The sequence below is a fragment of the Vibrio sp. 2130-1 genome (genome assembly GCF_033339515.1).
The window spans coordinates 80,790-105,406 of record NZ_JAWOUT010000010.1; the positions used below are offsets into that span (position 1 = coordinate 80,790).

Annotated in this window: 19 protein-coding genes and 1 other RNA gene; 10 read left to right on the plus strand and 10 right to left on the minus strand. The window is 43.1% G+C overall.

The genetic code is table 11. From position 1 onward, the window contains the following. The first annotated feature begins 7 nt into the window (after positions 1–7). From R7Q09_RS15995 to R7Q09_RS16015, 5 genes are all read left to right on the plus strand, one after another. Positions 8–2,374: a class I SAM-dependent DNA methyltransferase gene (locus R7Q09_RS15995; RefSeq protein ID WP_140272031.1), complete on the plus strand. Its 2,367-nt coding sequence runs from the start codon at positions 8–10 to the stop codon at positions 2,372–2,374. Next, positions 2,374–3,750 (plus strand): restriction endonuclease subunit S, encoded by a 1,377-nt coding sequence (locus tag R7Q09_RS16000; protein ID WP_140272032.1) that lies wholly within the window; start codon positions 2,374–2,376, stop codon positions 3,748–3,750. The genes R7Q09_RS15995 and R7Q09_RS16000 overlap by 1 nt, the downstream gene beginning before the upstream one ends. 69 nt (positions 3,751–3,819) lie before the next feature. Continuing rightward, entirely contained in the window at positions 3,820–4,434 is a 615-nt protein-coding gene (locus tag R7Q09_RS16005) for a DUF2971 domain-containing protein (protein ID WP_140272033.1), read from the plus strand. Between the two features lie 14 nt (positions 4,435–4,448). Then, positions 4,449–5,054, plus strand: coding sequence for a hypothetical protein (locus R7Q09_RS16010; RefSeq protein WP_140272034.1), 606 nt, complete (start codon positions 4,449–4,451; stop codon positions 5,052–5,054). Positions 5,055–5,178: 124 nt separating this feature from the next. Then, positions 5,179–8,472: a type I restriction endonuclease subunit R gene (locus R7Q09_RS16015; RefSeq protein ID WP_373366411.1), complete on the plus strand. Its 3,294-nt coding sequence runs from the start codon at positions 5,179–5,181 to the stop codon at positions 8,470–8,472. A gap of 153 nt (positions 8,473–8,625) precedes the next feature. Here the strand turns inward: R7Q09_RS16015 and R7Q09_RS16020 are convergent, their stop codons facing one another. The 5 genes from R7Q09_RS16020 to smpB form a co-directional block, all read right to left on the minus strand. Next, on the minus strand, positions 8,626–9,666 hold the full coding sequence (locus tag R7Q09_RS16020) for a hypothetical protein (protein ID WP_154119501.1): 1,041 nt from the start codon (positions 9,664–9,666) through the stop codon (positions 8,626–8,628). Between the two features lie 102 nt (positions 9,667–9,768). Further along, positions 9,769–10,920, minus strand: a complete 1,152-nt coding sequence (locus R7Q09_RS16025; RefSeq protein WP_140272036.1) for a site-specific integrase — start codon at positions 10,918–10,920, stop codon at positions 9,769–9,771. 262 nt (positions 10,921–11,182) lie between these two features. Continuing rightward, the gene (locus R7Q09_RS16030; RefSeq protein WP_140272037.1) at positions 11,183–12,475 is read right to left on the minus strand and encodes a site-specific integrase; all 1,293 of its coding nucleotides are present in this window, start codon (positions 12,473–12,475) and stop codon (positions 11,183–11,185) included. 96 nt (positions 12,476–12,571) lie between these two features. Further along, positions 12,572–12,939: a transfer-messenger RNA gene (ssrA, locus tag R7Q09_RS16035) on the minus strand. 66 nt (positions 12,940–13,005) lie between these two features. Then, positions 13,006–13,491 carry an SsrA-binding protein SmpB gene (smpB, locus tag R7Q09_RS16040; RefSeq protein WP_005381642.1) on the minus strand — a complete coding sequence of 162 codons (486 nt, stop codon included), beginning with the start codon at positions 13,489–13,491 and terminating at the stop codon, positions 13,006–13,008. A gap of 119 nt (positions 13,492–13,610) precedes the next feature. On the opposite strand from smpB, the gene R7Q09_RS16045 reads away from it, so the two are divergent. Then, a complete protein-coding gene (locus R7Q09_RS16045) occupies positions 13,611–14,054 on the plus strand; it encodes an SRPBCC family protein (RefSeq protein WP_005381641.1) in 444 nt (147 codons plus the stop codon). Beyond that, positions 14,044–14,403: an RnfH family protein gene (locus tag R7Q09_RS16050; RefSeq protein WP_213868821.1), complete on the plus strand. Its 360-nt coding sequence runs from the start codon at positions 14,044–14,046 to the stop codon at positions 14,401–14,403. The genes R7Q09_RS16045 and R7Q09_RS16050 overlap by 11 nt, the downstream gene beginning before the upstream one ends. A 101-nt stretch (positions 14,404–14,504) precedes the next feature. On the opposite strand, the gene bamE is transcribed toward R7Q09_RS16050, so the two are convergent. The 5 genes from bamE to nadK all read right to left on the minus strand — a co-directional run bounded on the left by bamE (position 14,505) and on the right by nadK (position 19,782). Next, the gene (gene bamE / locus R7Q09_RS16055) at positions 14,505–14,864 is read right to left on the minus strand and encodes an outer membrane protein assembly factor BamE (protein ID WP_017820585.1); all 360 of its coding nucleotides are present in this window, start codon (positions 14,862–14,864) and stop codon (positions 14,505–14,507) included. Between the two features lie 242 nt (positions 14,865–15,106). Beyond that, the gene (locus R7Q09_RS16060; protein WP_262597620.1) at positions 15,107–15,589 is read right to left on the minus strand and encodes a GNAT family N-acetyltransferase; all 483 of its coding nucleotides are present in this window, start codon (positions 15,587–15,589) and stop codon (positions 15,107–15,109) included. Between the two features lie 21 nt (positions 15,590–15,610). Then, positions 15,611–17,275: a DNA repair protein RecN gene (gene recN, locus R7Q09_RS16065; RefSeq protein ID WP_318070986.1), complete on the minus strand. Its 1,665-nt coding sequence runs from the start codon at positions 17,273–17,275 to the stop codon at positions 15,611–15,613. Between the two features lie 166 nt (positions 17,276–17,441). Next, on the minus strand, positions 17,442–18,632 hold the full coding sequence (locus tag R7Q09_RS16070; protein ID WP_005383752.1) for a DUF3103 domain-containing protein: 1,191 nt from the start codon (positions 18,630–18,632) through the stop codon (positions 17,442–17,444). Positions 18,633–18,897: 265 nt separating this feature from the next. Continuing rightward, a complete protein-coding gene (gene nadK / locus R7Q09_RS16075) occupies positions 18,898–19,782 on the minus strand; it encodes an NAD(+) kinase (protein WP_005381631.1) in 885 nt (294 codons plus the stop codon). 146 nt (positions 19,783–19,928) lie between these two features. Between nadK and grpE the strand changes: the two genes are divergently transcribed. The 3 genes from grpE to dnaK all read left to right on the plus strand — a co-directional run bounded on the left by grpE (position 19,929) and on the right by dnaK (position 24,480). Continuing rightward, complete coding sequence (grpE, locus tag R7Q09_RS16080; RefSeq protein WP_021034134.1) at positions 19,929–20,525, plus strand: nucleotide exchange factor GrpE; 597 nt, start codon at positions 19,929–19,931, stop codon at positions 20,523–20,525. A gap of 419 nt (positions 20,526–20,944) precedes the next feature. After that, positions 20,945–22,219, plus strand: a complete 1,275-nt coding sequence (locus R7Q09_RS16085) for a dicarboxylate/amino acid:cation symporter (RefSeq protein ID WP_005381625.1) — start codon at positions 20,945–20,947, stop codon at positions 22,217–22,219. A gap of 347 nt (positions 22,220–22,566) precedes the next feature. After that, positions 22,567–24,480, plus strand: coding sequence for a molecular chaperone DnaK (gene dnaK, locus R7Q09_RS16090; RefSeq protein ID WP_005381623.1), 1,914 nt, complete (start codon positions 22,567–22,569; stop codon positions 24,478–24,480). Positions 24,481–24,617: the final 137 nt, after the last annotated feature.

Genomic DNA, 24,617 nt, shown 5'->3' on the forward strand with positions numbered 1-24,617 from the left:
GTTTACAATGACTAACAACAACTTCTCCCAAACCGCTGCCTTTATCTGGTCAGTGGCTGACCTGCTTCGCGGTGACTTTAAACAATCCCAGTACGGCCGTGTGATCCTGCCGTTTACCCTACTTCGTCGCCTTGAGTGTGTACTAGAGCCAAGCAAAGATGTGGTACTCGCTGAAATTTCAAAAGTAGATAAATTAAGCGAAACTATGGTTGCAGCAGGTAAAGATCCACTGGATGAAAACCAGCGCGAAAAGATGTTGCTACGAGCAACCCAATCACCTATGCAGCCGGATGGATTGGCTTTCTTCAACACCTCGCCAATGAACCTTGGCAAGATGGGACAAAGCAACATCAAGGCGAACCTTGAGAAGTACGTGCAGTCATTCTCCAAGGATGCACGTGAAATCTTCGAGCATTTCAAGTTCGACGAGTTTGTCGGGCTGCTGGAAGATGCCAATCTGCTTTACAAAGTGGTGAAGAAGTTTGCCACCACCGACCTTAGCCCAAACAGCATTTCCAACCACGATATGGGCTTGGTGTTTGAAGAGTTGATCCGCCGCTTTGCGGAAGGCTCAAACGAGACCGCTGGTGAATATTTTACCCCGCGTGACATCGTGCGCCTGACCACCTCTTTGGTGTTTATGGAAGATGACGAAGCCCTAACCAAAGATGGCATCATCCGCACCATCTATGACCCAACAGCGGGTACAGGCGGCTTCCTTTCTTCTGGTATGGAATACGTACACGAACTCAACCCGAAAGCGGTAATGCGTGCGTTTGGTCAGGAGCTAAACCCAGAGTCATACGCGATTTGTAAGGCAGATATGCTGATCAAAGGGCAAGACGTTAGCCGTATTAAACTGGGTAACACCTTGTCTAATGACCAACTGCCAGCAGATCAGTTTGACTACATGCTGTCTAACCCGCCGTTTGGTGTGGATTGGAAAAAGATTGAAGGTGAAATCAAAGACGAGCATCAACAAAAAGGCTTTGATGGGCGCTTTGGCGCAGGCTTGCCGCGAGTCTCTGATGGTTCGTTGCTGTTCTTGATGCACCTTATCAGCAAGATGCGTGATAAGAAGAATGTCGACAACAAAGTGATCGATGGCGGTCGTATCGGCATCATCCTTAATGGTTCACCACTATTTACTGGTGGTGCGGGTAGCGGTGAGAGTGAAATTCGTCGCTACATCCTTGAATCTGATCTACTTGAAGCGATTGTTGCGCTGCCTACCGATATGTTCTACAACACAGGTATTGCGACCTACGTTTGGGTACTGAGCAATAAAAAAGACCCTGTACGTAAAGGCAAAGTGCAATTGATTAATGGCGCTAACTTAAGTACTAAAATGCGTAAGTCATTAGGCTCTAAGCGTCACTATTTAACTGATGACGAAATTCGCACTATCACGAAAAACTTTGGTGACTTTGAAGAAATCGACACCTTGACCAAAGATGGTGTGACGGACAACCAAAAACACTTTGCCAGCAAGATATTTGATACTTATCAGTTTGGCTACCGCCGACTAACCATAGAGCGTCCATTGCGTCTGTCAGCACAAATCACCGATGAAGCGGTGGAATCATTGCGCTTTGCTCCTAAGCCATTTAACGCCGTAATGCAGGCGGTCTTTGAGCAGTTTGGCGCTGAGTGGACAGAAGACACATACGGCACATTGATTGACGTGGAAGCCGAAGTACGTGCGCTGATCAAAGCCGACTTCCCAGAGCTGAAAGAAAAGCAAATCAAAGATGTGCTGGATAGCAAGCTATGGTTACGTCAGAAAGCCCTGATGGATGATGCCAAAGTCCTGCAAGTTACTGTTGATGAAAATGCTGGTGGACAGGCTATTGGTGGTAAGTATCAGCAATCTGACGATTTTAACCAGTTTGAGCTGACTCTGAAAGGCGCGTTCAAGGCTACTGGAATAAAATTCGATGCCAAGCAGAAAAAGCAGTTTATTGATGCGATAACGTGGAAGAACCAAGATGCCGAACCAGTGATCAAAAAAGTGCTGAAAGAAGAGGCACAGCCGCTATACGGTGCGTTCGACTATAAGGGTAAGGTTGTTGAGTTCCAACAAGATGGTGACCTACGTGATAACGAGAACGTACCACTTGACCCAAGCGTGACTACATCAACCCTGATTGAAAGTTACTTCAAACGCGAAGTGCAGCCTCACGTTGCCGATGCGTGGATCAACGCGGATAAGCGTGATGACAAAGACAATGAAATTGGTGTGGTGGGCTATGAAATCCCTTTTAACCGCCATTTCTATGTTTACCACCCCCCACGTAAGCTCAAGGACATCGATGCCGATCTGGATGTTGTAAGTGCTGACATTCTGAAGCTACTGCAAGAGGTGCATTCGTAATGGAATTGTCAGCGTATGAGCACTACTCAGAATCGGATATCTTGTGGGTTGGTCAATATCCAAGCCATTGGAATCTAACGCGCGTTAAATATGAAGCATACGTAAAAGCTAGAGTAGGATGGCATGGACTAAAGTCCGATGACTTTACGGATAAAGGGCCGTATTTAGTCACGGGGAGTGACTTTAAAGGGCCTCGAATTCGCTGGAGTGACTGCTATCACTGCGACCTTAAGCGATATGAACAAGATCCTTATATTCAGCTTGCTAATGGAGACCTGTTAATCACCAAAGACGGAACAATCGGTAAAGTCGCTTTGGTTGACGGGCTAGAGCATGATGAAAAAGCGACGCTAAATAGTGGTGTTTTTGTTGTTAGACCTTTGAGAGATAATTTCTTAACGAAGTTCTATTTTTGGCTACTTCAGTCGCGTGTATTCACAGATTTTGTTAATTACAACAAAACAGGTAGTACGATAGTTCATTTATACCAAGATACGTTCGTGAACTTTGCCTATGCGTCTCCTGATATCTGCGAACAAACTCAAATCGCCAACTTCCTCGATCACGAAACCGCCAAGATTGACACTTTGATTGAAAAACAACAGCAACTGATTAAGCTGCTGAAAGAGAAGCGACAAGCGGTGATCAGCCATGCGGTGACTAAAGGATTGAACCCTCAAGCACCAATGAAAAATTCCGGTGTGGAGTGGTTAGGGGAAGTGCCAGAGCATTGGGTGGTAAAAAGGCTAAAACATATTTCGCCTAAGGTAGGGGTTGGCCTTGTTATAAATCCATCGACTTATACGAAGGATGAAGGTACGTATTTTATTTTTGGTGGTGACGTAAAAGAGTACGGTTTTGATTTGACGAAAACACGGAAAATCTCTCAAAAAGATAGCGACCAACTGAAGGCTTCGCAACTTCACCATCGTGATTTAGTGTCAATTCGTGTTGGATATCCGGGAATTACAGCGGTTGTTCCAGAGCATTTAGAAGGCTCGAATTGCGCTTCAATTATTATTATAAGGAGAGGTGAGTTTGATTCTGATTGGCTTTGTGCGGCTATGAATATTTGGGTTGGCAGACAACAGGTTGACTTAGCTTCTTACGGTGCAGCACAAAAGCAATTTAATGTATCTGATGCAATTGAGTTTATTTTTCCAGTTCCTCCTGAAGAAGAGCAAAAGAAGATAGCTTCATTTGTCCAGTCAACACTTGATAAATTTACGTTGTTAGCAGACCAAGCGCAGAAGCAGATAGAACTACTAAAGGAGCGCCGAACTGCTCTTATCTCTGCCGCTATTACTGGCAAGATTGATGTTCGCAACTGGCATGTTCCAGATCCAGAAGTTCAACAGCAGGAGGATGGGTTATGAGTATCAACTCAGCTTTAAAGAACAATTTTCAAGGTGAGATCTATATCCAAATAATTCGGTGGGAACTATATGGCTAATTCATGGATGCATGAAACTGACAAAGAAGAGGTGCTATATAAGTACCGCTCTTTCGATAGCTTTGAAAACCTAGTTGATATATTGGTCAACTCCAGAGTCTACGCTGCAACTTTTGACGCAATGAATGATCCTATGGAAGGTTGTTATAACTTTCCTGACTCGTACTCTGTTGGTGATATTGAAGAGTTAGAATCAGTGATATCTAAACAGAAGTTCTGTTCTTTGAGTACATCAAGAGATATTGACCTGATGTGGGCACACTACTCGAATGGTAATCGAGGTATTTGCATTGGGGTTACACTGAAAAGCACTAAAAAATCTGGATGTGCTTTACGGGTCAAATATGAAGGACAGCCTAATCTTATACACCGCTCTGATTCTAAAGAGGGAGACGATAGAGCACGGCGTATACTTAGATATAAATCACCTTGTTGGCAATATGAAGAAGAGGTACGTTTATTCAGCAATGAAGGCCATCTAATCGATGTTGAAATAAAAGAGGTGATCTTTGGGAAAAGAGCAGATAAGAAAATTAAGCCATTGGTTGAAGCGCTAATTACTAAGTTTCAGCCAGATGCCAAAGTGCTGATGCAAGGTGATCTTTAAATAAGGGATTGTTAGTGGATAAGAAGGATGTATTAGAGATTTATAGAGAGCAATTTGCTTTTGAAGTTGAAAGGAAAAAGGAGATTACAGCTCAGGCTCAAATCCGTTTTGCTTTAGTTGCAACAGGAGCGACTATGCTTGTCTATATGGCTCGTAACTTTGACTTGAATGCTCCCATTTCTCTACTCGCTATTTTTTGTATTAGCTCGTTGATGAGTGCCATTGTCTTTTCTGTGATTGTTTATAAGTTAATAGAGGTTTTTTGGGGTAATACCTACAGCTATTTACCTGCTATGGATACTTCCGAGGAATATCGCAAAAATATTGAAAACTCTCCATCAACAACTGAAAGTTTTGAAGAATACTTAATCGATGAATACAGTGCATGTGCTGGAGATAATCGTAAAACAAATAGCCAACGGCAAGGTAAGCTTAATTCAATTGTAAAGTGGCTCAAAGCATCAATTATTCCTTTTTTAATATCAGGAGGGACTTTTTTGATATTTGACTTAGACGCATCGTCGTCGAGAAGGCCTGTTGAAGTTCAGCTTAAAGGTATTCAAAACTCTAGCTGTGACCTGATAAAACAACAATTAAAGGTAATACATGACGGACAATAAGAATGAACAAAAGCCTGCGCAAATGGCGTCGCCTATCAAGCGTCCCCAACGAGAGCGGGTGATAGAAATGAAGAAAACGTGTATTGCTGAACCTTACGAACCTAGCCTTGAGTCTAAAGAGTTAATGTTGTTTGAAAGGCTTCCAACTCCTTCAAATAATCGAGCAGAACATCGACCTACTCTAGAATCTGTTTTTCAGGCAGACATCATCAGCCAGATGGTTGCCAATGGCTGGGTACAAGGCTCTGGTGAGGGCTACAACCGCGAATCTGCATTGTATGAAGCGGATGTGCTGACATTTATCAAACAGACGCAGCCGAAAGAGTGGGAGAAGTTCTGCAAAGTCTTCCCGACGGACTCTGAACGCCACTTCCTTGATGCCTTGGTGACTCAGCTAAAAAAAGCCGATGAGAACGCTACCGACCGCGCATCACGCACCTTTGGTACTTTGGGTGTATTGCGTCATGGTTTGAAAATCCGCAATGCCCGCTTTGAATTGTGTCAGTTTAAGCCAGAGCATAACCTCAACCCAGAAACTTTGGCGCGTTACCAGCACAACATCTGCCGTATTGTGCCAGAGCTGGTTTACAGCCCGTATGCAACGCAAGCGGAATTCGAAGCGACAGGCAAGCAAGCTAAGAAATGGCGGATTGACTTGGTGTTGTTCGTTAATGGCTTGCCAGTCTCTACCCTTGAGCTGAAATCTGAGTTCAAACAAGCGGTAGAAAACGCCATCGCGCAGTACAAACTAACCCGCTTACCGAAAGACCCTGCCACCAAAAAGCCAGAGCCGCTTTTGAGCTTTAAACGCGGTGCTTTAGTGCATTTTGCGGTAAGCCAGTATGAAGTCTACATGGCAACCAAGCTTGCGGGTGAAGAGACATTCTTCCTGCCTTTCAACAAAGGCACGCATGATGGCGGTAAAGGCAACGACATTCCTGAAGATGAAAACCGTTACGCCACCTACTACCTGTGGAATGAAGTATTAACCCCAGATAACCTGCTCAACATCATCGGGCGCTTTATCCATCTTCAAATTGACGAAAAGGAAGATTGGGAGGGGCGAAAAATCAAGAAAGAAACCCTGATCTTCCCGCGTTACCACCAGTGGGATGTAGTGACGAAATTGGTTGATGCTGCGATTGTTGAGGGCACTGGTAATAAATATCTTATCCAGCACAGTGCGGGGTCAGGTAAGTCCAATTCGATAGCATGGACGGCACACCAACTATCGACCTTACATGATGAAAAGGGTAACAAGCAGTTTGATTCGGTGATTGTGGTGACTGACCGCACAGTACTGGATGACCAGCTACAAGACACTATCTATCAGTTCGAACATGCTGATGGCGTGGTAGGGCGTATCAATCGCAAAGAGGGTGATGGCTCGAAATCAGAGAAGCTAGCAACAGCATTGGAAACCTCTCAGCCTATCATCATCGTGACCATTCAAACGTTCCCGCATGTATTAAAGGCGATCGAGAATTCAACGTCACTGAAAGAGCGTCGCTACGCCATCATTGCCGATGAAGCGCACTCTTCACAAACAGGCGCAACGGCTCGCCAGCTCAAAGAAGTGTTGATGACGGATGAAGCTGATGATGACACCGAACTTTCCTCAGAAGATATTCTTGATGCCACCGTTGCCGCTCGTCGGGGCAGTGCTAACCTGAGTTATTACGCCTTTACCGCCACACCAAAGCCAAAGACTCTGGAGTTGTTTGGTCGCAGACCTGATCCAGAACAGCCAGCATCTAAACGCAATTTGCCAGTGGCTTACCACATCTATTCAATGCGTCAGGCGATTGAGGAAGGCTTTATTCTTGATGTTTTGAAAAATTACACCAACTACAAAGTTATCTATCAGCTCAAACAGAAGCTGGAAGCAGAAGATAAAGAAGTAGATGCAGGCAAAGCCAAGGTGAAGCTGAACAACTGGGTACGCCTGCATGACCATAACATCTCGCAGAAAGTGAAAGTGATTGTTGAGCACTTCAAAAAGAACGTGATGGGCTTATTGGGTGGTCAAGCTAAGGCTATGGTGGTCACTAGCTCTCGTAAAGAGGCTGTGCGCTACAAACTGGCTTTTGATAAATACGTGGCAGAAAATAGTTATGCGGGGATTCGTGCGATGGTCGCGTTCTCTGGAGAAGTAGAATTTAATGCCGCCGACCCAGACAGCACGGCGTTTATGGATCAGAAATTTACTGAGCACAACATGAACCCTGATCTTCAAGGTCGTGAGATGCGCAAAGCCTTCAACACCGATGACTATCAAGTGATGTTGGTTGCCAACAAGTTCCAGACAGGCTTTGACCAACCAAAACTCTGTGCAATGTATGTAGATAAGAAGCTGGCTGGCGTTGAGTGTGTACAGACACTTTCACGGCTTAACCGAACTTATCCGGGCAAAGCCGAATGTGGTACATTTGTACTCGACTTCTACAACGATCCGCAAGATATTCTTGATGCTTTCCAGCCTTATTATCAAGTGGCAGAGCTTGAGGATGTCACTGACCCTGACAAGATTTTTGACCTATCAGAGAAGCTGCGTGCTAGCGGTATATTCTTATGGTCGGAGGTAGATCAATTCGTTGATGCCTTCTTTACCAAGAACAAATCTAATGCGGCTATCAGTAATATCTGCAAGCCAGCGATAGACCGTTGGCGCAAGCGTTATACTTCTGCGGTAGAAGCATACATTCACGCTAAAAACGTGTTTGAACGCACCAAGAAAACAGGCGATGCGGTGTTAATTGCCAACGCTGAGAACACCTTTAAAGAATGCAAGCAAGAGAAAGATCGCCTTGAGATCTTTAAGAAAGATTTAGGTAGCTTTGTTCGCTTCTATGAGTTTATGTCGCAGATTGTTGATTACGACGACAAAGAGCTAGAGAAACTGAGCCTCTATGCACGCCACCTTCGCCCAATGCTGCGCGAGAAGGTTATTGAAGAGGATGAACTTGACCTTGGTAATGTGGTGATGAGCCACTATCGTCTGTCGAAGATCCGTCAGCAGGACATTCAGCTTCAAGAGAATACGCCTGAGTACAAGTTGCACCCAAGCAACGATGTAGGTACAGCCAAACCAAAGGACAAGAAAGAAGAGTTTTTGTCTCACATCATTGAGCGATTGAACGAGGTGTTTGTTACCGACAACCTGACCGACAAAGACATGATCAATTATGCCTTTACGGTGCGTGACAAGCTCACAGAGAACGAAACTGTAATGAGCCAAATCGTCAATAACACTCGCGAGCAAGCCATGCTAGGTGACTTCCCGCGTGCGATTGATGATGCGATTTTGAATAGTAACGAAGCACATCAGGAGCAGATGATGCAGTTGTTGTCTGATCCGAACAAAACCAAGCAATTTGCGCGGGTTATCTTCGATATGTTGAGTGGGTATAAAGGGTAAGGAAGTGGTTTTTGTGATGAAGGGGCTGGTTGAATCAGCTTAAAGTTTTTTGAGTGAATTGGATGAGCCAGTTTATGGCTGGCTCATGCTTTAGGATATTCCGTTCTTTCAGTTAATTAAATAAACGTAAAAAACGGAATCAACTGATGCCAGTTAAGCGTTGTTGATAAGGTAATATATTTTCTTTCGCCCTGTTTTTCCGCTAACCTCAAAGTTGATGAGCTTACCAGATACACGGTCAATTATTTCAGCGCACTTGTCACGGCCATATTTTGTGTTTTTTAAAAGAAAATCTCTTAATTCCGTTTTATCCATCTTATTGCCATCTAAAACAGACTTTATTAATGAAACGGCATCAGGGTACTTATCAAGATAATCATTATATTTAAACACTTCATCTTGTAAAGATTTTGCCTTTGTATGCGTATTTTCATCGATATTTCGAACAGAATTTATCATATCAACATACTTCAAACTTTCTGCTTTTTGGTATGCGAATGTCAGCTCAAGGGCATTATTACCACGGAGTTTTTGGTTTATCAGTTGAATGTGTTTTGTTTGGGTTCCATTTTCGTCAGTATTGTCATATTTAATGTCCATCATGTAGATACAATCTACGTCTTCGACAAGATCTGATGTCCCAGAATAGACAAGTTTGTTGTCGCCATCTCGATTTTTGTTGGTATGACCTAAACCGATAAAGGTTCCCCCCCTCATAACAAAATCTCTGACAGTGATACCAAATCTACGCATATGTTTTTTGTCCATTGTGTCAGCGAACTTCTTAAGAGTATCCACAATGATCACAACATCCTTTGCTGCATCATCATCAGATAATCCGTCTAAGATGGCTAACAGAGAATGTGATTCGAAGCCGTTATATCCGGGAACAAGCACGTGAACCCCAATACTTTCCAAAATTTCAGTTTTTTCAATAACTCCATTTTGAGTGTCATCAGCATTTATATAAAAGACCGATAGATCGTTAGTAAGACCTGCTGCATGAGCTTGTTTCAGTTGGTTGATGATTAATAAGGTTTTGCCAGCATTCGGTGGTGCAAAAAGAGTACTTGACTGTCCTTTGAGAACTAAACGGTCAAAGATAAAAACGCTCTCAGCAGCGTTCTGTTTAATATTATCTAAGTCCTCATTGATAGCGAGTTCAATGAGTGTTGCCAATGTATTTTTTTTCATTAAATAAACTTTCAGTAAATTTAGGGTGAGCGAAGCCGTTCACCCAAAATATATGGGTTAATAAAATATTTTTTAGTTGTGGTGGTGCTGTTTAAATAGGTATCACGCTAAATTATATGGGCGAATATATGCGGTATGGCTCGTATCTATCATATTAACAACAGGAGCAAGAATTCTAGGATGGTATTGCTCACTGTACGTATCAAACGACTCAGAATTATGTTTATGGCCAACAATGCACTCTATAATCTCTTTGGAAATTCCTAACTGTTTCAACTCATTGATGAACGTGTGTCGGAAAGAGTGTGCATCTAACCCTTTACCTAAACCCAATGAATCCCTACGGCGACTAAACCACTTCGAAGCGTTAGTCGAGTAGTAGCCATCAACAAGAGGCAGTTCTGGGAAGAGACGACCATCGTTTTTTGAATCTACGAATGATAAGAAACCTTTTGCAATCAATTCATTATGAATAGGGATCAGCCTGATAGATGAACTATTTTTGACACTCTGCCCTTGGAAGTTCTCCCTAATCTTAAGACAGTAAACACCATCAACTTGAGTTACATCATCAAAGATTAGTTGGCAGATTTCATTTAGCCTTGCCCCTGTGTAACGTAACAATAGTGGTACCCAGTAGTAATAAGAATGAAGGTAGCGATGAGATTTGTAGTCTGTCATGTTGAAAATGGCAGCAAGGTGGTGGTCGGAAAAGCATAGGCGTTTCCGACCACCTTTTTCACTCTTTTTTGGAAGTCGATAGAATACATTGTCCTTAACGTATCCATGAGCTTTGCTCCAGTTAAGAAAAGTAGAGAATTTTTCGATTATCCCTTTGACGGTTGTAAGGGATAGACATGGTTTAGGCTTTGGCAAGGCCGCATTTTTGAAGATTACGTCGTACCCTGTTAGTCCCGCAAACTCAGAGTGTTTCTTTGCGTTTGTGGGATAGTGGCTCAAGGCGTCTCGAACGTTTTCAGCGCCTGAACGATCAAGCTCGTTTAAGTCATCAAAACCGATAAGGTGCAATACTCTCGCAAGAAGTTCATGATCTTGCTGGATGTTTTTTAGCTTAGATTTGCCGAGTTTGATACGTGAATCTGTATAAGCATCTAGTAGTTCGACACCTGTTAGTGGTTCTAGTGTCTTATGGCTTCGTTGCACTGGTATTTTAAGACTGAGGATAGCTTCGAGATTTACAGTATCTCTGAAATTTGAGCGTAAGCTTTGTGCTACAGAAGAGGATAAATTCATAATAGTTCCTAATTATTCGATTGCTTTCCAATCAATCTAAGAAGGTCTTTCACGCCCGTAAAGAAAAAAAACTAGCAACCTATCAATCACATACATGTATGCATACTTAACTGCAACTTGTTTTTTAAGTTGTTGTTTTTAAGTTGTTTATTTGGTTGCTTTGAGCTGAATTTTGAAATAAAGAGCTAATGAGTTTATTTTTTTTGGGCGTGAAATCACGCCCAAAATTAAAGCCACATAACTGTTTAAGAGGTCGCTAGGGTCACTCAGTTGAATAGTTTGGCACCTTATCTAAGGGGAGGGGTTCAATCAGGTTTACGACAGTCATCACTTGCTCAATGTTCAGATCCTTCCCGTAGCGGTCGTAGGTAATGTTATTCAAGGTGTGACCTAGTATCGCACCAGCCACAATATGGGAAACTTGCTTTTGTTTAAGTTGTGTCGCTACCGTATGACGGAAAGAATGAAAGTCATGCCCTTTGCCAAAACCAAGTTTGGTTTTAAAGCGTCCATACCACTTAGAGGCGGTGCTACCAAAACCATCTCGTGAATTTTTCAGTTCAGGAAACACACGCTCATGTTTGATTGAGTGTAGGTATTTAATGAATCCAAGTTCTATTAATTGTCGGTGAATTGGGATAACGCGACGACTCGTTACATTTTTTAGTTTCTGTCCCTCATATCGATCATCAATTCGGATCACCCAAATACCACTCTGTTGATAAATGTCCGCTTTGTAGAGTTGGCACAGTTCATTCTGCCGAGCACCTGTAAAATAAGCTAAGAGAGGGAGCCAGTAGTAGTAGGGATGTCTGAAGTCTCCCTTCGCATGAATTTCTGTACTAAAAATTTTCTGTAAGTCTGTTTTTGCATATGCGTTTTTGGCTTCACTATCTTTACGTTGCTTGCGGAAGCGAATTGCTTTGAATGGGTTGATATCAGTAAATTCGTTCAAGTGGCACCACTCAAAGAATCCTGACGCTTTCTGACAATAATCTTTTACCGACTCTTCACTGAGTGTAGGCATATTAAGGCTATTATTGAGTTTAACTGCCTCCTTGGCTGTTAGGCCTTTGAACTGGGGGTGTTTCTTCATGTTTACGGGGTAATGTCGCAATAGCTGCACTGCGTCTTCTGCATCGCGTCTGCGAATTAAAGGGAGATGGGATTTTCCAACTAAATCAAGAACGGTTTTGCACTTAGCTTTCAGCATTCCAACGGCCTTAGGAGAAATATGCTGAGCCTTATAAAGACAAAAGCGCTCTAGCATCTTTTCTGGGCATAACACCTTAAGCTTTTTCTGTTTTGCTGGTGGGTGCTTTTTTTCGTTCTGAATGGGTCTGACTTGCTTTGGTGCTGTGGTTGCAGTCGGGGATATAATGGTGCGACGAACCTGTATCTCTAGTTCTAATGCTAAAAGCGTAGCTTTATCTTTGCATGATGTTTTTAGCGATCGTTTAACTTCACGAATCCCATCAAATAAGTGTCGATGCTCTGAGGGGATTTGAAAGCGAAACTGCCAAATGCCAGATTTTGATATAGATAAATAGCGCATGTTTTAGTACCAAAATGTAGTACAAACAGCCTAATATTGAAGTGGCGAATACAAAAAGGGCGATAACTCAGAGAGTTACCGCCCTTTCCAAACGTTTGGTGGAGCTGGCGGGAGTTGAACCCGCGTCCGAAAACCGTTCATCATTGGTACTACATGCTTAGTCGATCTTTAATTTCGCCACCCACCTGCGAACCGACACGCTAATGAATGACTAGCCTGAATTAAAATTCGCCGTTCATCTCTCAGGCGGGAGAATCCGGGCTAGCGCGTTTGGGTTTGATCCCTCGTTGTTCCCCGTCTTACGTGCGGAAGCTAGGGCGAGAGAGCTCTTAGCAGGTTATTAAGCTGCTAGTGCGTAGTTTTCGTCGTTTGCGACTATTTTTTTGCGGTTTGTTAACGAGGCCTACCGCACCTCGGCATGCACCTCAGACTTCTGAATTCCCGTCGAATCCTAAATCAGCCCCAGGTAATATTCGCATAGTAACAGAAAAGCATTGGCTGTCCAGTACTATGCGTTTAAGTGGTCAAGATTAACGCAGCGCGCTCTTCATTACGCGTGCTTTTTCTCTTGCCCAGTCTTTTTCTTTTAGATCCGTACGTTTATCGTGCAGCTTTTTACCTTTTGCTACGCCAATTTTTAGTTTCACCCAAGAGCGAGACCAGTACAGTGAGAGGGCCGTTAATGTCATACCTTCACGGTTTACACGTCCGAATAGGTTATCCAGCTCACGACGACTCATTAGTAGTTTACGCACACGTGTAGGGTTCGCCACAACGTGTGTCGATGCCTGATTTAAAGGAGTGATTGTCATGCCACTCACAAAGGCTTCACCGTCACGCATAAATACGTAACTTTCAGAAATATTGGCTTTACCTTGGCGAAGGGCTTTCACTTCCCAACCTTGGAGCTCCAAGCCAGCTTCGATTTCATCATCGATGAAATACTCGTGGCGAGCTTTTTTATTCAGCGCGATAGTATTGCTACCCGCTTTTTGTTTCGTTTTTTTCTTTGCCATAATAGCGTCATTATACGGGTTGGATATCGGATAGGAAATCCTTTTATTTGCGCAATCGTGGAATAAAAGTAAAATTGGCGAGTAGCTTTAAATCTGTACATGTATCGATAGGAGTATGTATGAAGCAAGTCAGCCGTTCTGCGCTTGTGTCTTTTAGCGCCGAACAGATGTTCAATCTGGTTAATGATGTTGCTAAATACCCTGAATTTCTGCCTGGTTGCTCGGGCTCTAGAATCATTGAGTCTTCGGGGAATGGTATGGTGGCTTCTGTCGATGTGGCGAAGGCTGGAATCAGCAAAACGTTTACGACTTCAAATGAGTTGATCCCCGGTCAGGCAATTATGATGAACTTGGTGGATGGCCCGTTTAAGACGTTGCGTGGTGGTTGGATTTTTACCGCGTTAGATGAGCAAGCTTGCAAGGTTGAACTAAAGCTTGAGTTTGAATTCTCGAGTAAAATGATTGAGATGGCCTTCGGTAAGATTTTTAACGAGCTTACTAGTAATATGGTAAATGCATTTACTAAACGCGCAAAACAGGTCTACGAGTGTTATGAGTATTGAGTCAGATATGATTCACGTTGAGGTTGTCTATGCTCTTCCTCATGAACAGCGTGTATTTAACTTAGTGGTAAATAATCACGCAACGGTAGAAGAGATCATTCGACAATCCGGTGTATTGGAGTTGTACCCTGAAATTGATTTGTCCAAGAACAAAGTGGGTGTGTTTAGTCGTAACGTGAAGTTAGATGTGACCGTTCGAGATCGAGATCGAATAGAGATTTATCGTCCGTTACTCGCCGATCCGAAAGAGATTCGCCGTAAACGGGCGGAGCAGGCTAAAGCCGTGGGGAGTGCAGACCCAGTCACCGGTGGCAAGCCTAGTTCTGTACGTAAAAATAAGCAGGATTAATATAAACCCAATAGCTCATGTGAGTTACTCAAAGTTTGACTAACGTGATTTCTATATAATAAAAAACCTCCCAAACGGGAGGTTTTTTTGCAAAAGTCAGTTTACTGAATTTGCTCGTAAAATGCGTCACTTTTTGGAAAGTCACCACTGATGTCTGCGAGCGTGCCCTGGTCATTAAAGTTTACAATCAGATCTTTCTGTACTGGTTCGCCATGGCCAGGAGTATGATGATAGATGTAATACCAAGTGTTTGGATAGCCGTTTTCAATAAGCATTGGCGACCCTAATACGAAGCGAACCTGTGCTTTAGTCATCCCAAACTTTAATTTATCAACCGCACTTTGTTCTACATAGTTGCCTTGGTTGATATCAATACGATAAACCAGTCTTTCCAATACCGAACATCCTGTCAGCAATGTCATTGCTAATGGTACGGCAACTAACCACTTCTTTAATTGCATAATAATTTCTTAGTAACCTTTAAAATACTGCGCTGATAATAAACAAGCTCGACGCAGATGTAAAAAGCTATGCGTCGTATGGTAGACAATCTGACAACGAATTTTGAGTTGAGTTGCATTTATTCACCGATATTAGACGGTAAATGTCACCACATGACGTATTAGTTAGGTGACGAAGAGCAAATTTCAATCGGAAATAGGGTGATGGACGCTTTCAGCGGTGAGCCAAGCCTAGTGACTCGTTAGTCGGTTTTGGCGAATTTGCGTAATGCATCACCTGAAAAACGATAATACTCTTTTTCATTAATTAGTGTTGCACCAATTGAGCGGTAAAACTGACCTGCGGTAGGGTTACTACTTTCAGCTGTCCAGTCCAACCTTTGGCATCCACACTTGATCGCCAAAGATGCCAGATACTTCATTAACTTGAGACCAACCCCTTTTCCTCGAACCTTCGAAGATACGAACAGATCTTTTAAGTACATCTGCCCTGAGAGTTTTGGGGCAGGGAACATGACGGTATAAGATGCAAAGCCTACGACGTCATCATTATCGTAAACCGCAATGATATGAACGCCAGAATGTTCAGAGAAGACTTGGCTCTTTAGATAATGGATCAGATCGTGTTTTGATGAAGCTTTTTCTTTGAAGTAGTAATGTTCTAACTCAATAAAAATAGGGATGAGATCTAAGCAGTTGGTTTTGTGTATTGCTCTGATATCCATTTCTCATCCCTTGTCGATTTATTAAGCGGCGATAAGCAGTTCTTTTGCGTTTGCCAATGTTGAGTCGGTTATTTGACTACCACCAAGTAAGCGAGCTAATTCTGCCACACGTTGTTGTTCATCTAATGCGTGCATTTGGGTTTCGGTTTGGCCTGCTTTGGTTTGCTTAGCTACAAACATTTGTTGATGGCCGCATCCTGCAACTTGAGGGAGGTGAGTGACACACAATACTTGAGTAGATTCGCCAAGCTTGCGTAGCATTTTGCCCACTACGGCAGCTGTTGGGCCACTAATACCTACATCCACTTCATCGAAGATTAAACTTGGTGTATCTACTTTCTGAGCGGTGATCACTTGGATCGCTAGAGAGATGCGTGATAGCTCACCGCCTGACGCAACTTTTGCTATAGGTTGTAATGGTTGTCCCGGGTTGGTCGATACTAAGAAGCACACGCTGTCCATGCCAAGCGGCGATGGGTGCGTGTTGTCATTGCTAACTTCGATACTGAATACTGCTTTCTCCATGCTCAATTCGTGCATGCTTTGTGTGATCAGTTTGTTCAGTTCTTTTGCGTAACGGCTGCGTGATTTGTGCAGTTTTTCTGCTTGTGTTAGAAAGCTTTGGTACTTGTGTTCTACTTCTTGAGCAAGCTCATCTAAACGTTCATCGGAGCAATCTAACGCTTCTACTTGGGCCAGAAGATCTTGATGATGCTGGTAGAGTTCTTCTGGCATTACGTAGTGTTTACGAGCTACAGACATCACTTTAGAAAAACGTTCTTCTACATAAGCCATACGAGCTGGATCAACATCGATGCCGTCTAAGTAGCTGCGTAATTCATTCTTCGTTTCTTCAAGTTGAATCATCGCTTCTGACAGCATGTTAGGTAGCTCAGATAGCTTTTCATCTAATTCGGCTAATTGAATTAGGGAGTGATTGGCCGATTGCAAAATACCAAGCGCATTGACTTCTTCACCTTCGTAAATAAGTTCGATGGCTTGCTGACAGGTAGTGGCGAGTTCACCACTGTTGGATAGTCGTTTGTGCTCTTGCTCGAGCTCTGCAAATTCTTCTTCACCTAGCGATAACTCATTTAGTTCTTTGATTTGGTATTCAAGCAATTGTTTTTGCGCCTGGTTTTGCTGGCTATTTTCTTTTAGTTGCTTGAGGTTATTGTCTGCCTGACGCCAATGCTGGTAAGCACTTCGTGTGCTTTTTAGTAGGTTTAAATGCCCAGCATATTGGTCGAGCATGGCCATTTGGTGCTCACTTTTCATCAATTGATGATGAGCGTGCTGCCCATGGATATTGATAAGTAGCTGCCCTAGAGATTTGAGTTGTGATAGTGGAACAGGGCTGCCATTAATGAAGGCTCTTGAGCGGCCTTCTTTTGTGATAATACGACGCAAAATACACTCACTGCCATCTAGCAGATCGTTATCTTCTAACCAACGTGTTGCATGTAAGTTGTTGTCCAATAAAAAAGCGGCGCTAACTTCGGTTTTCTCTTCACCTTGTCGCACCATGCCGGCATCGGCTCGTCCGCCTAAGCAGAGCCCTAAAGCATCGATAGCAATGGATTTACCCGCGCCTGTTTCACCTGTAATGGTGGTCATGCCCTTAGAAAGCTCGAGTTGTAAAGACTTAACAATCGCAAAATTATTAACACTTAGATGAGCCAGCATTTTATTTACCTGTATAACCGAACAATACTGTATAAGAGAACAGTATATACTGTTCTCTTATACAGTAAAGTCAGGTGAGGAAAATTTTCTTTGTAGGCTGTTTTTTTGTGATGAAGTGGGAAAAATGAGCCGATGTGATTACAACGACTCATTAAAATTGAACAGGTTACGGACGAGTTGGGTTAATCGTTAGTGGTTCTAGTGTGACGACTGCATTCACACCTGCACCTGGGTGATCTACGTATGAAGTATCTTGCATTAGAGTGTAGTAAACGTCGACGAAGTCATCATCATTCGTGAGTACACCATCGGGGATAGTGTCGATGATCTTGTTCGTGATTTGCGGAATAATCGCGTAAGCCTGAACTTCTGGATCTGGAATCGCTTTCAATACTTCTTCGGCAACTTGAACAAGGAGTTTTGCCAATTGTTTATAGTCTGTGCCGTCATCTTGCTCCATGAGCACAATGTCTGCCGCACCCCAGCGGTAACGAGACCAGTGAATAATGATCTGATTTGGATAGTAATCTTGGTTATCGTAGTCTAAGTATGGAAGCTCCACCAAATCGAGAGTAGGTTCATCACGACTTGGATTGACGCCCGTTACGATAGCGTAGATTTCTGCCTTGCCAGAGATCCAAGGTTCTTTGTCATCGGCTAGACGGATCTTTTTCAACTGCGTGGTTTGAATTGGAGCCGCTTCGCCCACTGCGCTACTTGACAATAACGGTGTATTTTGGCGTTGTTCATCAGCAATATATGGTTGAACTAAAGCTGGTTGACCGAGTTTTTTCATCTCAGCTTGCATAGCTTGCAAGCCTGCTTTTAGCTCTGCAGAGCTATTGTTATCAACGACAAGTACAGGTACCTCAGGGAGCTGGTAAACATCGAGTTGATGGATGTTGCCATAAACATCAAATGCTTCGATGTATTGCCAATTCTCATCATCACCACTTGGTTCAAACGCAAATAATGGCTCGACCTCGCCACTTTGCCATGCTGTTATCATGGCTTCATTTGCCAAGCGAACTTCTAACAACTGATCTGAGTATTCAGAAATACCTTTCCAGCTACGAATTTGAGTGTCAGCTTGTACAAGCTGGCGGCTGAACTCTGAGTTAGGGTTTTGCTTAACAAATGCTGATACAGACACGTTAGTCTGTTGCGGAGTAATATCTCTTCTCAACATGGGTTCAATGGCAGCATAGTTCTCACTCAATTGTTGAGCTAGGGCACGCTTCGTCTTAGTGATATCTTCCGCTTTTGCGTTGGATACACTGTTGACTTGCGTTTCCTCTGATTGGCAGCCAATAAGTGCTAATGTACTGAGAACAGACAGAATGATGGTTTTCTTCATAATATGTCCTTTATTGATTGTATGAAATAGAGTTAATACTCTATTCATGGTGAGAATATCACCGGACATAGATCATTGAATTTGCTTTTCTATCTTTTGTGTAAAGTTTGCCCACAGGATCAAAATTTATAAGCTTCTCTTTAATGATGACAAATATCGTGTCGCCTCACTACTTTGTGTCTATTTCTTGTCTAAGAAAGCCAAAAGCCAGTAGCAATTGAGCTGCTGGCTTTTTTATTGAAGTTATTACCCTGAGTAACAAGTGTTAGAACAATTTACTAGACCAGCCAAGCTTATTCCGTAAGACGTGATAGTAGCTGTAGTCTTTTGGATGGATGAGCTTTAGTACATTTGGACTTTGATAGATGTGAATTTCGTCGCCAGGGGTAACTGGAAGTGAGACTTGTCCATCACAGCTAACTTCTTGTGTTCCACGGTTTTCTGGTGATACCACCAATTTAATTCGACGTTTTCCATCAACCACCAAAGGTCGACTCGACAATGTATGAGGGAACATTGGCACGAGTGAAATGGCATTCAAGCTAGGAGAAAGAATTGGGCCGCCGCCAGAAAGTGAATATGCCGTCGAGCCAGTCGGAGTGGAGACAATCAAACCATCGGCCCGTAAAGAGAAGGCGAAGCTTTCATCAATATACACTTCAAATTCAATCATATGAGCAATTTGCCCTGGGTGAAGTACGGCTTCGTTTAGCGCAGCGTTATGGCTCTTTATTTGTCCGTGGCGGTGTACTTCCGCCTCTAAAAGAAAACGCTCCTCTTCAATGTACTCACCGTCGAGTACCGCTTGCAGAGACGCTTGGAAGTCGTCTGGGTTCAAGTCAGTTAAGAAGCCCAAATTTCCGCGGTTCACGCCTATAACTGGTACATCAAATCGGGATAAAATTCTTGCTGCACCTAGCATGTTGCCATCGCCACCAACCACAATGGCTAGATCGGCATTTTTTCCTAGTTCAACTAAGCTAGCAAACTGACTCTGTGGGATATCATCCAGTATTGCGGCAAGGCGATCGTCAATGAATACTTTATAGCCCTCAGAGGTCAACCATTGGTACAACTCTTTATGAGTTTGAATTGCTTGTTGATCTCTTGGTTTTCCGATAATCGCGATCACGTTACATGGATTTTTCATAGCATTTCCGCATTAAAGAGGCTTGAATCAGGAATCTTCATCCCCATAATAATGGCAAGTCACCTAAATATGCGAATTTTTATGTGGTTAAAGCCCGCAAAAACGCGCATGGCTTTAAGGGCATTATGTTGAATTCTGGAGATATCATGAGCAACGAAGAAAACAAAGTTACAGAAGAAGAGCTTGATCAAATCATCGAAGAGGCTGAAAAAGTAGAAGCTGAAGCACAAGAAGTTGAAGCTGAGCTTGAAGAGCTTGGTGATGAGACAGACGCTAAGATTGCTCAACTAGAAGCGGCACTATTGTCTAGCGAGGCAAAAGTAAAAGAGCAACAAGATGCGGTGTTGCGTTCTAAAGCTGAAGTAGAAAACATGCGTCGTCGCACTGAGCAAGAGATCGATAAAGCACGTAAGTTTGCGTTGAACAAGTTTGCAGAAGAGCTGCTTCCTGTTATTGATAACCTAGAGCGTGCAATTCAAGCGGCAGATACAGAGAATGAAACTGTGAAGCCGTTCCTAGAAGGCGTTGAACTAACACATAAAACGTTTGTAGACGTTGTCGCGAAATTTGGCTTGAAAGCAATCAACCCTGAAGGTGAAGCATTCAATCCAGAGTTCCATCAAGCGATGTCGATTCAGGAGAGCCCTGATCATGAATCAAACACTGTTATGTTTGTTATGCAAAAAGGTTACGAACTAAACGGCCGTGTGATTCGTCCTGCAATGGTAATGGTTGCTAAGTAACTTTAACTCCCTGTTTTTTTTAAATATAAAAGCGCCCATCATTTTTGATGGGCGCTTTTTTGTTTTAAACATAAATGACTGCATCGAACTTCGTTGTGTGTCGATAAATGAAAATTTGATCCCCTTCATATTTTTTCCTATTGGTTAATTATTTTCCTATAGGAGATTTTCTCTCATCTCGCTGCGTGTTTATTAACGGAAAGGGCTATAAGTGATTGTAATCATTCGCTGTGTGAATGTTTGTTCTGCATAGGAATGTAAATATAGTCATTTTTTCTAAAACAATTTCGTTAACAAAAATGTAAATTATCACTTTATTTTGTAACTTCGGTGTGTATGATTTGCGACTAATGCTTTAAAAGTAAGCATATATAACTACAAAAATGTAAATAGTAAACACAACATATCGGAGATTTATAATGGATAAATCGCTTTCTAGTAAGATTTTTATAGGCTTGTTTGCCGGCCTTGTGCTGGGGACAGCAATTCAGTACTTATTTAGCGGTATTGCGATTTTTGATACATACCTACTTGGAGCAGCAGAAGGTGTTGGCGGCATGTTCGTCTCACTGATCAAATTGCTTGTTGTTCCTTTAGTTTACGTTTCAATCGTATGCGGCATTGTTGACTTGAAAGACATCAGTGCATTTGGTCGTCTTGGTGGAAAAACCTTTACCCTTTACATTCTTAACACCATCATTGCGATTACGGCGGCTTTGACTGTCGGCTTGATCTTCCAGCCAGGAGCGGGCGCTAATCTAGCAGGAACGGTATCTGAGGCTGTACAACTGACAACGACAGAGACGCCGGACATTTTCTCTTTAGTTGTTAACATTGTTCCTAGCAACCCTGTACAAGCGTTTGCTAGCGGCGACATGCTGCAAATCATCTTTATGGCAATTTTGACGGGGCTTGCAATTCAAGCTTTGGATTCTCGTGGTGGCCCGGCTATTCGCACATTCAAAATGGCAAATGAAATCATGATGAAATTGGTTGGATTAGTGATGAGTCTTGCACCATATGGTGTGTTCGCACTAATGATTCAACTAGGTGCAACGCTAAACGCCAATACATTAATGTCCGTTGCCGGTTACGTGGCTTTGGTGGTTGCGATGTTGGTGTTCTGGATCTTCTTCTTCTACCCAATGGCAGTGAGTATTGCGACAGGAACCTCTCCAAAGACTTTCCTACGTGCAACTCGTGAGCAGATTCTTTTCTCTCTATCTACCGCGAGCTCAAATGCGACTATCCCGGTAACGATGCGCACACTGACAGAAAAGCTTCAGGTCTCTAAATCGGTTGCTGGCTTCGGTGTACCACTGGGCGCAACGATGAATATGTCTGGTGTGTCTATCTATATTGCTCTCGCAACGATGTTTGTTGCGAACGCTTTTGGCCAGCCAATTAACACCGCAGACATCTTTACACTTGGCTTAACTATTCTTCTGTTATCTATTGGTGCTGGCGGCGTTCCTGGGGGCGGCGTGGTAATGGTAGGTGTTTTGCTTCACCAGCTAGGCTTACCACCTGAAGGTTTGGCAATCATTGCAGCGGTCGACCGTATTAATGATATGTTCTGTACATCATCGAACGTTGTCGGCGACACGGCAGTGAACACCATTGTTGCAAAAACAGAAGGTGAGATAGGTAAAGAAGAAGGTGTTGATGCTGAGCCTGCTCAAGCGAACGCCTAATACCTTGAATCATTTATTTTAACCCTAATATTGAAGCGAGCTCTTATGAGCTCGTTTTTTATTTAGGAAGAGTCGGGCATAAATAAATTTATCTGGGAAATGACGTTTTGTTGCGCTACAGCAGTGTGACGAGTTCCAAACTAATCAGAAAGAAACACATAAATTTCGAAAAAAGACGCTTTTTTTTAATTCTGCCCTTGAAAAGCATTTTGCCGCCCTTATCTATGTGGCATAGAGAAGCAAACATTGATTATTTTTGTTTGTGAGCAAGGGTTGAAACCCGATTCTCCTCCCCCCACATTGGGGTTATAACCAAACGAAAATAGAATTTATTCGGAGATAGCCAGATGGGTAAAATCATTGGTATTGACTTAGGTACTACTAACTCATGTGTTGCTGTATTAGACGGCGACAAACCACGTGTAATTGAAAACGCAGAGGGCGAACGTACTACTGCATCGGTTATTGCTTACACTGACGGTGAGACGCTAGTAGGTCAACCAGCGAAACGTCAAGCAGTAACTAACCCAGAAAACACGCTATTTGCAATTAAGCGTCTAATCGGTCGTCGTTTTGAAGACGAAGAAGTTCAGCGTGACATCGAAATCATGCCTTACAAAATCGTTAAGGCTGACAACGGTGATGCTTGGGTAGAAGCGAAAGGCCAAAAAATGGCAGCTCCTCAGGTTTCTGCTGAAGTTCTTAAGAAAATGAAGAAAACTGCTGAAGACTTCCTTGGTGAGGAAGTAACTGGCGCAGTTATCACAGTACCTGCTTACTTTAACGATGCTCAGCGTCAAGCGACAAAAGATGCTGGCCGTATCGCAGGTCTCGAAGTTAAACGTATCATCAACGAACCAACAGCAGCTGCACTAGCTTACGGTCTAGATAAGAAAGGCGGCGATCGCACTATCGCGGTATACGACCTTGGTGGTGGTACATTCGATATTTCAATCATCGAAATTGATGAAGTTGAAGGCGAGAAAACATTCGAAGTTCTAGCAACTAACGGTGATACTCACCTAGGTGGTGAAGACTTTGATAACCGTCTAATCAACTACTTGGTTGATGAGTTCAACAAAGAGCAAGGCATCAACCTTAAGAACGACCCACTAGCAATGCAGCGTGTTAAAGAAGCAGCAGAGAAAGCGAAAATCGAGCTTTCTTCTACTTCTCAAACAGACGTAAACCTACCTTACGTTACTGCAGATGCAACTGGTCCTAAGCACATGAACATTAAAGTGACTCGTGCAAAACTAGAATCTCTAGTTGAAGACCTAGTACAACGCTCTCTTGAGCCATTAAAAGTAGCTCTAGCTGACGCTGACCTATCAGTAAACGACATCACTGACGTAATCCTAGTTGGTGGTCAGACTCGTATGCCAATGGTTCAAGCGAAAGTTGCTGAGTTCTTTGGTAAAGAAGCGCGCCGTGACGTAAACCCTGACGAAGCAGTAGCAATGGGTGCTGCAGTTCAAGGTGGTGTACTTGCTGGTGACGTTAAAGACGTACTACTACTAGACGTAACTCCACTGTCTCTAGGTATCGAGACAATGGGTGGCGTGATGACTAAGTTAGTTGAGAAGAACACAACTATCCCAACTAAAGCGAACCAAGTTTTCTCTACAGCGGAAGACAACCAGAGCGCGGTAACTATCCACGTTCTACAAGGTGAGCGTAAGCAAGCGATGTACAACAAGTCTCTAGGCCAATTTAACCTAGAAGGCATCCAGCCTGCACCACGTGGTATGCCACAAATCGAGGTTACGTTTGACCTTGATGCGGACGGTATCCTACACGTATCTGCGAAAGACAAGCAGACTGGTAAAGAGCAGAAGATCACTATCCAAGCTTCTGGCGGTCTAAGCGATGAAGACATCGAGAAAATGGTTCAAGAAGCAGAAGCTAACAAAGAAGCGGACAAGAAGTTCGAAGAGCTAGCAACTGCACGTAACCAAGCTGACCAAATGATTCACGGTACTCGTAAGCAAGTAGAAGAAGCTGGTGAAGCGCTACCTGCAGAAGAGAAAGAGAAGATTGAAGCAGCAATTTCTGAGCTAGAAACAGCACGTAAAGGCGAAGACAAAGAAGCTATCGATGCTAAAGTTCAAGCACTAATGACTGCTTCTCAAAAGCTGATGGAAATCGCTCAACAACAAGCTCAAGCGCAGCAAGCACAAGGTGCTGACGCAGGTGCACAGTCTAAAGAAGACGACGTTGTAGATGCTGAGTTCGAAGAAGTTAAAGACGACAAGAAATAATATTTCTTAACCAGATGGCTACTTAGCCATCTGGGGTCGATAAGACTTCGTGTGCGGGCGTTTGGGGCAACTCTTACGCCCGTCTGTTTGTAAACGCTGTCTTTCTAGTTAAGTATGTTGCAGACAAGTGCACTTAC

What these genes read in the sequence shown, in the direction of transcription:
- R7Q09_RS15995 (WP_140272031.1), top strand. Translation starts at nt 8, where the DNA reads ATGACTAACAACAACTTCTCCCAAACCGCTGCCTTTATCTGGTCAGTG.
- R7Q09_RS16000 (WP_140272032.1), top strand. Translation starts at nt 2,374, where the DNA reads ATGGAATTGTCAGCGTATGAGCACTACTCAGAATCGGATATCTTGTGG.
- R7Q09_RS16005 (WP_140272033.1), top strand. Translation starts at nt 3,820, where the DNA reads ATGGCTAATTCATGGATGCATGAAACTGACAAAGAAGAGGTGCTATAT.
- R7Q09_RS16015 (WP_373366411.1), top strand. Translation starts at nt 5,179, where the DNA reads ATGTTGTTTGAAAGGCTTCCAACTCCTTCAAATAATCGAGCAGAACAT.
- R7Q09_RS16020 (WP_154119501.1), bottom strand. Translation starts at nt 9,666, where the DNA reads ATGAAAAAAAATACATTGGCAACACTCATTGAACTCGCTATCAATGAG.
- R7Q09_RS16025 (WP_140272036.1), bottom strand. Translation starts at nt 10,920, where the DNA reads ATGAATTTATCCTCTTCTGTAGCACAAAGCTTACGCTCAAATTTCAGA.
- R7Q09_RS16030 (WP_140272037.1), bottom strand. Translation starts at nt 12,475, where the DNA reads ATGCGCTATTTATCTATATCAAAATCTGGCATTTGGCAGTTTCGCTTT.
- smpB (WP_005381642.1), bottom strand. Translation starts at nt 13,491, where the DNA reads ATGGCAAAGAAAAAAACGAAACAAAAAGCGGGTAGCAATACTATCGCG.
- R7Q09_RS16045 (WP_005381641.1), top strand. Translation starts at nt 13,611, where the DNA reads ATGAAGCAAGTCAGCCGTTCTGCGCTTGTGTCTTTTAGCGCCGAACAG.
- R7Q09_RS16050 (WP_213868821.1), top strand. Translation starts at nt 14,044, where the DNA reads ATGAGTATTGAGTCAGATATGATTCACGTTGAGGTTGTCTATGCTCTT.
- bamE (WP_017820585.1), bottom strand. Translation starts at nt 14,864, where the DNA reads ATGCAATTAAAGAAGTGGTTAGTTGCCGTACCATTAGCAATGACATTG.
- R7Q09_RS16060 (WP_262597620.1), bottom strand. Translation starts at nt 15,589, where the DNA reads ATGGATATCAGAGCAATACACAAAACCAACTGCTTAGATCTCATCCCT.
- recN (WP_318070986.1), bottom strand. Translation starts at nt 17,275, where the DNA reads ATGCTGGCTCATCTAAGTGTTAATAATTTTGCGATTGTTAAGTCTTTA.
- R7Q09_RS16070 (WP_005383752.1), bottom strand. Translation starts at nt 18,632, where the DNA reads ATGAAGAAAACCATCATTCTGTCTGTTCTCAGTACATTAGCACTTATT.
- nadK (WP_005381631.1), bottom strand. Translation starts at nt 19,782, where the DNA reads ATGAAAAATCCATGTAACGTGATCGCGATTATCGGAAAACCAAGAGAT.
- grpE (WP_021034134.1), top strand. Translation starts at nt 19,929, where the DNA reads ATGAGCAACGAAGAAAACAAAGTTACAGAAGAAGAGCTTGATCAAATC.
- R7Q09_RS16085 (WP_005381625.1), top strand. Translation starts at nt 20,945, where the DNA reads ATGGATAAATCGCTTTCTAGTAAGATTTTTATAGGCTTGTTTGCCGGC.
- dnaK (WP_005381623.1), top strand. Translation starts at nt 22,567, where the DNA reads ATGGGTAAAATCATTGGTATTGACTTAGGTACTACTAACTCATGTGTT.